Below are 13,595 nucleotides of genomic sequence, written 5' to 3' on the forward strand. Positions count from 1 at the left end.
CTTAAAAGTTATATCGAACCTGGGCATACACCAGACTGTTATCTCTAAATTGTCCTAACACCGTATCATTTCTACCCCAGAAGCGATCTCCACCTACATTCAATTGCCAGTGATCATCAAGGCTATAATTAATACGTACTCTCAACAATTCATTAGGCTCTGGTGCAAAGTAGAATCCTGTTACTTCTAATTTCAGATTATCATTCAGTAAGTTAAGTGCATAGCGCAGCATAGCTCCATACTGATCCTGCTCATATTGGTCACTGATTGTTTGCTGATAACGGTAGACTGCTCTCAATACTGGATTTGTTAAGCTGTCGGCAGATCTAAAGTCCTCCGTATGTTTGTATACGCCAACTAAACTTAGTGTGGAATTCTTCAATGCTAATTCTGGACCCATGACCACGGTCAGATTATTTTTTTTGTGCGTAAGATCTTCACTACCATTCGAGTCAGTGTGGGTATATGCCGCTTCACCGCGCCATACGATATCGTTATGGTTATAACTGAAATCAAATCCATAGACAGACATAGGATTATTTTTCAGCTGCAATGTTGCCTCCCCTGTTGGAGATGCTGAAAGAACTGACAGATCGGGCATGTGATCCAAACCTGAGAAATACGATGCCCCAACATCGAGACCATCTACAGAATAATCCCAGCGCATTGCAAATGCAGGACGGCTCTTCTTATCTATTTCATACTGGACACCAGGAAACTGGCGCAATGGAATCACATCTGAACGACTACGCGGATACCACAATGCTGTCCATTTATTGGTTCCTGATTCAGGAATATATGTCAATTTGATTGCATCATTTCCAAGACGTTGATCTGTCTCATCGGGCACTAGGCGAGTATAGTCACGGGGTGATAGATTATCCGTTGGGTTAATCCCATCAGCTCTCCCCCAGACTACAATCTGGCGACCAACATCGACATAGACTGTCTGATCCCAGTTATAAGAGGCATACAACTCACGTAAGTTGCGATTTACCTTACTCACCTGATCTGGGTTTACAGTATGGTCCGTCTCATCTCCAATATTTATGTCGTAATGGATCTTAAACTCTGGATTAAACTTGAGCGTACCATTGGACCAGAAACTTGCTTGTCCAATGTTTTTTAACGAACTTAAATCACGATCTGATGACCACACATCGAGTCTGGCTGAGTTCTGGCTCACAAAACTAATTTCGCTGTCATCTGCATGAGCATGCTGCAGTAGCATAAAGCTACTGCAGCATACCAATACCCAATAGGCACCTTGCGTCATTTTTCAAGACTCTGCGGTGAGAAAAGCTTATCGGACAAGGTTTTCTCTGCGACAAAATCATTGACGATAACTTGTGTCATATGCTGAGTTTGCAGATTTTTCGCCATAGATTTCATGGCCTGCCATCTTGGTTTCACTTTGCCGTAAGGACGGATATCCGTGAACTCAATATGCTTTAACGGCTTACCTGCTGTATCCCAAATATCGATAGTTGCCGTAACAAAGTTGTCTTTCAGGATACACATGCGACGTTTGCTATAACCAAAGTCACTCTTCACAGTATTATTGATTGGCGTTGCTTCAATCGTGTAGCAATCTTTACCATTAAATTTGCCATCTGCCAGTTTCGTGTACTTCCAGTCACTTAGCTTATAGCCAAGGACATCACCATAACTAAAGTCCGTACCAATAAAAGCATCGCCCTTATTTGCTGATGCCAAACGACGTACTTTTTTCAATGCAGGCAAATAGACAAACATGCTATCACTGCCTTTTGCATTCTCAATCAATAGTGTCGTGGTTCCCTGTACATCTGCTGGTGAGATGAATTCAGTCAAACGCATATTGTTCTGAGTATTTCCAGCAAGCTTAGTCATATTTTTAGTCAAACGTACGCGTTGCTCGCCGCTTTTAGACGTCAGTACAAATTTAGCACTAGCACTTGAAGACAAGAACTTAGAGGCATCATCACTACGGTTAACAATGGCTTGAACTTCATCTGCATGAGATGTTTTAGGCATCGACATTGTGAGCGTCGTACCCAACAAGAGACTTGTCACAACAGTTTGTGCAACGGTAATGTTCTTCTTATTTGAGGGAAAGATAAAACGAGGTTTCAACATTAGAATCATTGTAGGTACCATAATTAAGGTTGCAAATACACTGAAAAGCATCGCAATCACAATAAACATCGCTAGCCATTGATGCACATGGAAGCCTTGCGATAAGGACAATACGCCATACCCACCAGCAACAGCAGTCGCAACAAAAAGCGAAGCCTTACCAGCAGTACTTAAAGTTTTACGAATAGCATCTTTGATATCACCACCTTCTTCACTCAAGATTTCACGCAAACGATAGAGGAAGTAAATGGCATAATCTGCACCAATACCAACCGCCATGGCTGAGATCAGAGAGTTCGGAATATTGAGCGGAATATCGAGCCAGCCCATCACACCAAAGATTGCAAGAATCGAGAATAGAAGTGGTGTTAGGACAATGAGTCCAGCAGAGAACGAGCGGAAAACTAGCGCAGAGATAAAGAATACGGCAAATGAAATCTGTAGAATATTCATAAGCTTGCCGTGGACCATCGTTTCAGTTAAAGCAATGGTCTGAGTCACATCACCACCAAAACTCACAACAGCTTTATCACCCAATTGACCCGCCATATATATTTTTAGCGACTCAAGGATTTCTTTGATTCGGTGATTACTACCTGTTTTTAGCAGAATCGTGATCTTGGCATAGCGTTGAGTTGTATCAATGTAAGATTCAAAATCAGTCGGCTCACCAGACATTGAATACAACAGCAAATACTGAGCGACAACATCTTTAGTTGCTGGAACCTGAAATGCCTGTGGCTGATCGGCATTCATTGCCTGATTCATTCTCTTGATATAGTCCACAATAGAGATGGTTTTACCAACCTCTGGAATTGAATTCGCGAACTTCTCTGTATTATCAATCGCTTTTAGGATTTCTGGATTTTCAATACCATCACGAACTTTGGTATCGACCATGATGTAGAGACTGTTTGTACCACCAAGAGACTGATTCAAAAATCTGTCGTCTTGCTGCATTTGTAGATCGCGCGAGAAGAAGTTGCGGCTATCGTTATCCACCACAATACGACTCGTGCCGAGAGCAAGAAAAACGCCCAGTACTGCAATCACAGTCATTAACATCATTCGCGGACGAACTGACAAAATGACATCACCAATGCGTTTTGGAATCCAGTCCCAGATCGGTAAACCTTTGCGTGCAACCTTGGTAACCGAAGGCGGTGGTAACATTGAGCGAAGTACAGGAATAAAAGTCATCTCAATGATCAGCGTACTGATGATCCCGATTCCTGTAAAAATACCGAATGAACGGATAGTCGGAATATTGAAGGTCAACAGAGAGAAGAATCCAGCCGCTGCAATTCCGCCAGCCAATATCATAACTGGACCAACACGAACCATAGACTGCACCACGGCTTCGCTATTTGCAGCTTTAGACTCCATCCCTTGGGCAATCAGACGGTCAAAATCTTCATAGTATCGCTTGAGCAACTGCACGGCGTGCCCTGCCGCGATGGCCAGAATCAGAATGGGTGTAGGAGAGTTAAAGATATCCATTGGCTGTTTGAACAGCCCCATCATGCCCATACCCCATGCCACAGACAGCAATGCTGTAACGAGTGGCAGGATCAAACCTTGTTTACTGCGGAATGCTTCGAAGTGCAATAATCCAATAACCAACACGGCAATTGGGAACAAGATGTTGATACGCTTAGAGTAGTCTTCGGCTTTATCTAAATAGACTGGATTACCACCAACACTGATGGTCATATCCTTAGACTGTTCAGCCGCTACAATTTTGTTGATCGGGCCCATCATCTTTTGGAAGCCTTCTGGACTTTCCTCAAGCTCAAGCAAAATAGCAGCAGTTTTCTGATCTTTAGATACGACTGAATTCATATAGATCGGATTCAGTGCCAACAGTTTTTTCAGGTGATCGACATCACTCTCGGTCACAGAACTATTCGGCAGTAGTTTCTTGGCATCAAATCCATCCGAATTGGCGGTGATCCCTTTGGCCTGACGTGCAGCCAGACTCATTAGAGTAGATCGAACCACGCCCGGAGCATTATCAACTTCTTCGGTAATACGTTTGACTTTTTCTAACACTTGCGACTGATAAATATCACCCTGCTTCGGTGTAATACCGATCACTACCATGTACTTGGAGCCGAATTTCTTTTCAATCAGCTTGGTGGAGGTGATATAAGGATGACCTTTGGGGGCAAGCGCATCTGGATCAATAATAATTTTTACGCCAGATGCGAGATATGCCAAGGCAATCGTTAAAAGCATCACCACAGTCAGTACAATACGGCGATGTCTGAGAATCCAACGCGCGTATTGTTCCATCATCTGATGAGTTTTACGAAGTGGTTTACTATTGGTCTCATGCGTTTGCTTACCATCGTTGCCAACCGACTCATAGGCTTCACCCTTCTGAGCCAATGCCTCAAGATTAGCAACATCTTTTTTAAACTGAGCAAGAACCATCTTTTTTAGCAGTGCTGGGGGCAATACACCAAAAAAGCTGCCTGGCTCTGCCTCAAACACCCATTCAATCCATGTACCTTCTGCATGTGGTTTGAAACGGTAAGTCCCAGTGTAGTGAAAGGGTCCTTCCACTACTTTGAACGCATATAATTCGTTCGGCACTAGATGTGTAATTTCACCCTTAAAGGACATCTCACGTCCAATAAAGCTAAAACCGATTTCATACTTGCTGCCCACACGCGGAGTATTGTCTAGCAGTTCAGAATGCTTACACGACAATTGCCAACCTGCATCATTAGCCGGGTTTGCAAGATAGTTAAACACCTTGTCAATCTCGGCCGGTATGAGGAAAGCATGTTCTATGGTCACCATAGTGGTTCTACCTTCTTGTATTTCTTATGCGGGAATTGGATACATCTGATCAATTGTCTGGGCAACAGCCACGACATTCTCAGCGTACATAATTGATGAATGATCACCAGGCAGATCCACCTGTTTAAAGGTGTCTTTGACCAATTGATCCCAACCTAGGCTTTCCCCAAAATCTTCTGGTTCATCTTTGGCCTTCACAAAAAGAATCGGAAACTCTTCAGGCTCTGGGAAATAAGTCTGGAGTGCGATGCCATTCGCCAAATAGGTATCAAAGTAAAGTCGAAAATCTGATGGGTCTGCATCTAGAGGCAAGACATTAATGGCTTTGGCTTCTTTAAGCACATGATCAAACATGTGATCTGGACTCAATTCACGCAAATATTGCGCTGGGATCGTCAACTTCTTGCCATAAGGCGCAGCCAGATCACGGGCAAACCAAGACAAAAGCATCGCATCATCGGCATCTTCAGGCACATTCTCTGGAATTGGAGCACGAGTATCGATCATGACAATACCTGTGACCTGCTGCCCCATTTGACGCAACTGATGACTGATCTCGTATGCGATCGCACCACCAAAGCACCATCCACCGAGGAAATAAGGTCCCTCAGGCTGCATCTTTTGCATTTCAGCAATATAGAGCGTTGCCATATCTTCGATTGCCACTTCTGCAGCATCTGCCTCAATCAGTCCAGGAGATTGAATAGCACGCAAGGTACGTTTTGGATTGAGATGGCGCGAAAGTTCCATATAACAGAAGGTGCTACCACCAATTGGATGGAACAACCACAGTGGTTGCTCGTAAGTTCCACGGCGTAGTTCAATTACGATGGAAGGCTTAATTTCTCTATTTTCACGAATGATCTCACCCAAACTCTCCACAGTGGAGTATTGGGCCAGCAAAGCAACTGATAGTTCGGTGCCAAATGCTTTTTTAAGGTGATTAACAAGCTTCACAGCAAGTAACGAATGTCCGCCCAAGTCAAAGAAGTCATCATGTATACCAACCCGTTTAACCGATAAAATCTGCTCAAAAGTAGTACAGAGTTCAATTTCAATCGGATCACGTGGTGCAACATAATCGTTGCTTTGTTCAAACACAGGCTCAGGAAACGCTTTACGATCCAACTTATTGTTGGCCGTCATTGGAAATTCATCCAACGTCATAAATGTATTTGGTACCATGTAAGCTGGTAGATGGATTTGCATCGTCTTTTTCAAACTAGCAATGTCAATCTCATGTCCAATTAAATAAGCCACCAGTTTCTGATCGTTGCTAGCTGCACTCTTAACCAGTACAACTGCATCAGTGATACCGTCGATCTGTTTGATAACATTCTCGATTTCGCCTAGCTCAATACGGAATCCACGAATCTTGACTTGGAAATCTAGACGTCCATGATGAGTCAAACTTCCATCCGTACGCAGACAGACTTTATCTCCTGTACGATAGAGTCGACCAGCATTTGGTAGAGATGGCAAAGTTCTAAATTGTGCATCTGTCAGTTCAGGTCGATGCCAGTAATCAACTGCTAGACCATCACCGCCAATCCAAAGCTCTCCCATGACGCCCGGTGGGACTAAACGTTGCTGTTCATCAAGGACATAAAGCTGGGTATTCGCCAGTGGTTCGCCTAAATCAATACACTTTGCATCGGTGATACGAGCTGCACTAGACCACACTGTAGTTTCAGTTGGACCATAAACATTCCAGAGACAGCCGACTTTACTCAGCAGTTTTTCTGCAAGAATAGTATCTAGCGCTTCGCCTCCACAAAGTGCAGTCAACCCTGCATTGCCGCTCCACTCACTGTCTAAGAGCATCTTCCAAGAGGCCGGTGTTGCCTGCAAAACATTGATAGACTTAGTATTTAGATAATCCACCAATTGATTGCCGTCTTGTGATACCTCACGTGGGCAAACATGTACTACACCGCCATACATCAGCGGAATGAGCAACTCAAGAATCGAGATATCAAATGCATAAGTGGTGATTGCTAACAACTGAGTCTCAGTCGTTACTTGCAATCTATCATTCATAGATAGCAAGAAATTGATGATTGAAAGATGCCCAATGCGCACGCCTTTAGGCTTACCTGTCGAGCCTGAGGTGTACATCACATAAGCGGTTTCACCAAAAGCCAGCGTCTCGCGAACTTGCTCCAGTGGCACAACGCCAGCTTGATTGATATCTAAACGCGGCACAGAAACGTTAAGAGCATCCATCAACTCGGTTTGAGTTAAGATGACTTTAGGTTCAGCATCTTCGATGATGTTATGTAGACGTTCACTTGGGAAATTAGGATCTAGCGGGACATAAGCTGCTCCTGCCGCCCAAATCCCGAAGATTGCTGCTGGCAATAAAGCTGTACGATCTAACATCAGACCTACACGATCACCACGGGTAACGCCATGCTCACGCAAATATTCAGCAATACCAGCGATATGTTGACCTAACTCACGATAGCTAACCGCATGATCCTTCGAAGTCAAAGCATGATTGTCACCACGCTCATCAATCTGCTTTAGAATCATTGCCAGTAGATCATGTTGAGGATAATCAGTCGCCTTTCCACGAAGGGTCTCAAACTGGATGCCATCCACATAATCAGGCGCAATATCTAACTCCACGATCTTACGTTCAGGATGAGCCACCATCTCTGATAGTACAGATTGCAGCAGTTGCACCATATTCTCGGCAGACTGTGCAGAAAATAACTCGTAGTTATATTTCAGTACACCAACCAGTTCGCCTTGATATTCACCACCCATTTCCAGCGTAAGATCTAATTGACCTTCTTGCTGGCGAACTGGAAAACTTCCTAAGGTCAGGTCTTGGCCGACCAAAGTCGCTGAGGTCTGGATTGGCAGGAGTAGTTCTTTAAACTCATCCATGCCACCTAGACGTTCCCAGAACATTCCCACCTGAGCTAATGGGTTAATACTGCCATCACGCTTTGGTGAAACAGCTTCAACTACTCTGGAAAAGGCAACTTTTTGATGCTTGAGGCTCTGCCTTAATTGTTCCTGCACCTGCTGTGTAAATTGGCGTAATGTCTGGTCAGCATCAATGTCCATATGAATAGCTATCGTGTTGACGAACTGCCCCAATGCATTACGCAAAGAGCGTTCAAGTCGACCAGCTACAGGTGTGGCAATGACTAGATTATTTTCATTTGATAGCTTCTGTAGCAGGATATAGAAACCCGATAGTACAAGTCCAAACAGCGTGATCTCATAATCTTTCGCTAAGTTCACAAGTCCAGACGACACTGATTCAGGCACACGGAATACCAGTGAGCTACCTTTGTGTTGCTGCACAGCCGGACGAGGATAATCAAGCGGAATACTATGTACGTGTGGTGCATGTTGTAACGCATTTTTCCAGAACAGTAGACTCTCATCAGCATCGTCAATCGCAGTACTCTGCTGCTTATCGGCATACTGTGCGAACTCGATTCCATTCACTGTATCCGACTCTGTAACTAGTCCAAAACGTTTGCCGACATCGCGCAGCAAGAGACCAATCGACCAGAAATCCATGAGGGCATGATGAATCACGACTGCAATCACATAGTGATTTTCACCACGTTCATAACAATGAATACGCCACAGCGGTGGCTGAGTTAGGTCAAACGGCTGTTTAGTATCCTGCTCGACCAATCGTGTCAAATCAGATGCATCGACATGGCGAGCATCAGAGAAGACGATATTAGGATAGATTCGATCCCAAATCAGTTGCTCAATACCCTGATCATTGGCAGGCATACTTACACGTAGCAGCGGATAATCATGCATTACCGCTTCTAGAATCTCCATGGGCTTATTGCCTAATGGTTGGTTGACCTTCACATCAAAGGCCACCACCATATTGTAGGCACTGCAAGTTGGCTCAAGGCGCTGGATATACCAGATGCCGAGCTGTTCTGCAGAAATCGCATGACGTGACAGAACTTCTGGTTCTAGTCGTACAAGGTTATTCACGAAGCAACTCCCTGTTGCAACTCAGAAACAAGATATTCAGCCAACGCATTAATTGTCGGGTAATCCCATAGTAATGTCGGTTCAAGCTCTAGTTTTGTCAGATCTTCTAAATCCCCAGACACAGACAAAGCAACGATCGAATCAAGACCGTAACTGGTAAATTTTTGATCTGGATTAATCGTCTCAGGCTCTACGCGCATTTCTTTGGCTACTAGCGTACGAATGATTGCGCTCCAGTAAGCTTTATCTTTATTCATGGGGTAATTTCCTCTTTAACCGGTTTGGCATCACCTGGTGCCAGTGCAAAATCGATGACAGATAACATATGGTTGGTTGAAATTCGGTCTAGCAGATCTGCCAATGTGCTTTCACGTAGTGATGTCATTGGAGGGGATGTCTGCCCTTCAGCAGCATTTAGGAAAATGATCAGCCACGCACCATCTTGCAAAGCAGGTCTTAAACCATGACGGTTAAAGGTCCAAAAACCCAGCACAGCAATGCGAGCAAATAACTCGGCGTAATCGCGGGCCAAGCTGAAACGTAATGTTTCAAACTCTTTAGCCGCTTCTGAATTTGAGAAATAATCCTGAATTTTTTGATCTAGCGTGCGCTGCTCGATAAGAAGTTGATCAGCACGTTCACGTAACGGGGACAGAATCTCAGCAGTCATTCCCTCTGTAAGGTCCGCATCGTTGAGCATCTCAATGATCGTTCCCAGTGACTCCATCACCAAGTCACCATCGCGGTTGAAAATCTCAAGCTCACGAAAATCAATAGCATCCGTCTTCACCTGTAAGTCATATAACTGGTGATAGCGTGCTTTAGCTTCGGCTTGGTCGAGATGGTTTACTTTTTTGCTACGGCCTTTATTGGCAGACTTGAGCTGAAAACTCAGGCTGTCTAGACAGACGGTGCTACTGCCGTCAAACACACTAACAATCAGATGATCTCTGAAAGCTTTCTGGTACATCCCATCAGCATATGCATTTCTTAAGAAAAAACGCGATCCAAGCACTGAGGAAGTGATCTTAGCGAGTGACTCTACATACTCAGGCACCAGTACCTTAATGATCGGTGACCATGTGCTGAACTGATTGATACAAACATGTAACCCACGCGCACCAACGAGTGACAACACCTCAGCCGCCAATAGATAGGCATAGGCTGTAGCCAGTTGCTCACGCACCAGCGGAATGCTTATTACTTTTTTGTTATATAACTCACGCTCAATAGCAAACTCAGTCGCGATGCGCAGCATCGTATCGCCCGCACCCAAAGAGAAACTGCTGCAATATGCACGCGTCACCTGTAGCGTCTTGAGTCCAAGCTCTAAGCCCTGACCTTCTTCACCGATCAGAGCATCTTTGTGAATTTCAGCATTGTTAAAGCCGATACCACTGATATCTAACCCACGCATACCCACTGTTGGCAGACGGTTCAGACTATAAGTTCCCTTAGAAACCATATGACGTTTATCAAGCCAGAATGCACTCAGGCTACGTGGTCCACGGTCATCCGACGTTTTAGCAATCAGACTTAAAGAGTCACCTAGAGTAGCGCGATTGATTGACCATTTTTCGCCATTCAAGACGTACTTGCTTTCAGTAGCTTGTGCAGTTACTTCACTAGATAGCAGGTCAGCTCCGTGCGCTTTCTCACTATAAGCCAGCGCTGGTGCAGCACCACTCAAAATTCGACTAGCAATGTTTTGGCATTGGTTCGCATTACCGCCGATCCATACGATCACAGACCAAGCATTCGTGCTATAGGTCGAGTTGATGGTTAGATCACGTCGTGCCAGCACACGATGCAGATATAGCAACTCTTCACCAATTTCCATGCGACCTCCAAGCTCTGAAGGTACATAAAAACGGTTCATGCCCACGGCATTCAGAAAATCAACAGCACGCTGAGGGTATTGTTCCTTCTCATCGCGCTCAATGGCAGCGGACCAAGAAAAATCGTTGTTAGTATCATGTACGGAGCCTAAAATTTGCTCCAGACGAGCAGCAGATTGAAACTGCCGCAAATTAGATGTAAGTGACATGAGTTTTTGCTCAAATGATTAAAGGGTAAGGATTAAAACAAAGCACTTTTCAATCGATTAAAAATGAGCGCGCGCACTTCTCGTTCCTTGATCATTGAGTTGAGTAGATTGGAGCTATAACGAATCAGTTGCCCCCGCTGCTCACGATCACGGATGATTTCTAAGCCATTTTTGACATAGTTTCGAGCCATCACCGTTCTACGGTTTGGATGGGTTAAACAGATCAGCTGACCGCGCTCGATCTGCTCTTTAATTTTTCTTCTTCTAATTTTTCCGCTAGTGGTCTTGTTGATCCGACCTTGATGCAGCAAATAAACACCTTCTACAGGTAAACCAATATCAGCCGCGACTTGTTCTTTAACCTGAGTTCTGATGCTTTCAAAATTAAGTGTCTTATCTATCGACTTCTTTTTGATCTCAAGCACAACCGTGACACCATCAGAATTACCGAAATTCACTGCTGCCACACAGCCTTTACGGACAGCAGGATGTGCTGTTTCAACAGAACACTCGATATCTTGTGGGTAATAGTTTTTTCCACGGATGATGATCACATCCTTAAGGCGACCAGTCACATACAGGTCTCCGTTTTTAACAAAGCCCATATCACCAGTTCTCAAGTAGTGCACTTGACTAGGCTTATCTGCCTTATCGAGGATGGTTGCAGCAAAGGTTTCCTGATTGACCTCCGGCTTCTGCCAGTAACCCGCAGTTACACTCTCACCTGCTAGCCAGATTTCACCGACTTCATTAGCTCCTACCTCTTTGCGGGTATGTGGATTAACAATACGGCAATCAATGTGTGCGGAAATCTTGCCACAGCTTACTATTTGCACGGCTGTCTGATCTTGACTGGTCTGCACCAAATTGGCATTCAACTTTTCACGATCAATTGAAATAGCATTAAGCGGACCAGTCACACCACTGACTAAGAGCGTAACTTCTGCCAAGCCATAGCACGGCAAGAAAGTATCCATTCTCAATTTCGACTGAGTATTGAACTTCTCCATGAAGCTTTGCATAACATGAGCTTTGATTGGCTCGGCACCGTTAAACATCACACGCACACGGCTCAGATCAAGCGCTGCTGCGTCCTCATCCGAAATGCGATGCAGACACAATTCATAGGCAAAGTTTGGTCCGCCACTAATCGTGACACCTTTTTCACTAATGAATTGCAGCCACTTAAGAGGTTTACGAATAAAATCCAGCGGTGACATTACATAGCAGGTCAGACCTACATACACAGTCTGCAAAACTGAGCCGATCAATCCCATGTCATGATAAACAGGTAGCCATGTAAGTCCGATATCATCGGCTTGTGTACCAAAAGCTTCAGCAATCATGACTTCATTTGCCATGATGTTTTTATGGGTGACGATTACCCCTTTAGGCCAACCAGTTGACCCTGAAGTGTATTGAAGGAAGCAGATATCGTCTTCAGCAATATGTGGAAAATCCTTTTCCACTAAATCACGCTGCAATTGGGCATCAACAGCATGCAATATTAAACTTTCGTTTTGGGCTTTTAATGTGATAAGACCCGATAGCTCAAGAATCTTTTTGGTTGTGAGTACTATCTTTGGCTCACAGTCATTCATAATATTCAAAATATTAGAAAAACCGTTGCGGTTAAAAGGCAAGCTGACAGGTACTGCGATAATTTTAGCTTTTAAACAGGCAAAGAACGATACGATAAAGTCCAATCCAGGCTCAAACAGCAACACGGCGCGATCACCGCTATCTACAAGATTCATTAAGATTTGGGCCTGACGTTGAACTTGCTCGTTCAGCTCTGCATACGTCAGAGATTGAATCCCACCAGATTGGCGCCCTAAATACTCGAAAGCAACCCTAGTTCCATTTGAATTTGCGTGGGATTCCAAAGTTGCAATGATATTATCCGTACCCATTACAGCCATAACTTACTCCGATTAATTATAATTCACCCTTTAAACTCGCTAATTCAGACATGACACTTCTAGCTGGGGCTTTTAATAAAAAATGAATATACTTTTTGTTTAAAATATAAATTCACATTATATTTTATGTGCGAGTGTTTTTTATTACACCTGTAAGGTTTTACAGGTTGTCCTGTTTTTATTAAGAATTAAGAAATTGGTTATCTTTCATAAATTATTTTTATTCAGTTCAATATTGTGAAGTCGGGCAATTAAATTAAACCTCTAACCCAATTTTTGCCCTTATTTCGTTAATGTTTAATAGAGTTTCTTAGCATGCCAACTATATAGCCTGTTCGTATTCTTATTTTGTGAGTCTCTTGATTGGAGATCTTGTATTCACAATCTAATGTACTGTTTATTTGCTTTTCTTAAGGGCAATAAATGATTCAGGTAAGGCCTCCTCACAGCCTTTATTTATAAGGATAAAGCTACTAAAGAAATCTGCTTTAATTTATACTTGAATAGCTTGAAGCTACGTATAGTACCTTGACTGATATACAACCCTATAAATTAATAAATTCTATCTTCTGAGAATCGATAAAACGCGAACACTAAATTTTAAAATTTATTTATTATTTTATCATTAAGTGAAAATATTATTAAATTACTTTATAAAATCAATTTTTAAAATAAAAACTTTTATAAATAAGATTTTCTATATAAATTTAATTTTA

Annotated in this window: 6 protein-coding genes; all 6 read right to left on the reverse strand. The window is 43.4% G+C overall.

Translation table 11 applies throughout. From position 1 onward, the window contains the following. Position 1 precedes the first annotated feature (1 nt). The 6 genes from POD11_RS12690 to POD11_RS12715 are packed head-to-tail and all read right to left on the reverse strand — an operon-like array spanning position 2 to position 12,879. Positions 2–1,276, reverse strand: coding sequence for a DUF1302 family protein (locus POD11_RS12690; protein WP_262457377.1), 1,275 nt, complete (start codon positions 1,274–1,276; stop codon positions 2–4). Further along, entirely contained in the window at positions 1,273–4,926 is a 3,654-nt protein-coding gene (locus POD11_RS12695; protein WP_262457378.1) for an outer membrane lipoprotein-sorting protein, read from the reverse strand. Before POD11_RS12695 ends, POD11_RS12690 begins: the two co-directional genes overlap by 4 nt. Positions 4,927–4,950: 24 nt before the next feature. Beyond that, positions 4,951–8,910, reverse strand: coding sequence for a non-ribosomal peptide synthetase (locus POD11_RS12700; protein WP_262457380.1), 3,960 nt, complete (start codon positions 8,908–8,910; stop codon positions 4,951–4,953). Next, positions 8,907–9,167 (reverse strand): acyl carrier protein, encoded by a 261-nt coding sequence (locus POD11_RS12705; RefSeq protein ID WP_004795344.1) that lies wholly within the window; start codon positions 9,165–9,167, stop codon positions 8,907–8,909. The genes POD11_RS12700 and POD11_RS12705 overlap by 4 nt, the downstream gene beginning before the upstream one ends. Continuing rightward, a complete protein-coding gene (locus POD11_RS12710) occupies positions 9,164–10,939 on the reverse strand; it encodes an acyl-CoA dehydrogenase (protein WP_262457482.1) in 1,776 nt (591 codons plus the stop codon). The genes POD11_RS12705 and POD11_RS12710 overlap by 4 nt, the downstream gene beginning before the upstream one ends. A 50-nt stretch (positions 10,940–10,989) precedes the next feature. Next, positions 10,990–12,879 carry a fatty acyl-AMP ligase gene (locus POD11_RS12715; protein WP_262457381.1) on the reverse strand — a complete coding sequence of 630 codons (1,890 nt, stop codon included), beginning with the start codon at positions 12,877–12,879 and terminating at the stop codon, positions 10,990–10,992. Positions 12,880–13,595 lie beyond the last annotated feature (716 nt).

This window comes from Acinetobacter sp. P1(2023) (assembly GCF_028367635.1).
In the GTDB taxonomy this organism is placed as follows: domain Bacteria; phylum Pseudomonadota; class Gammaproteobacteria; order Pseudomonadales; family Moraxellaceae; genus Acinetobacter; species Acinetobacter pittii_E.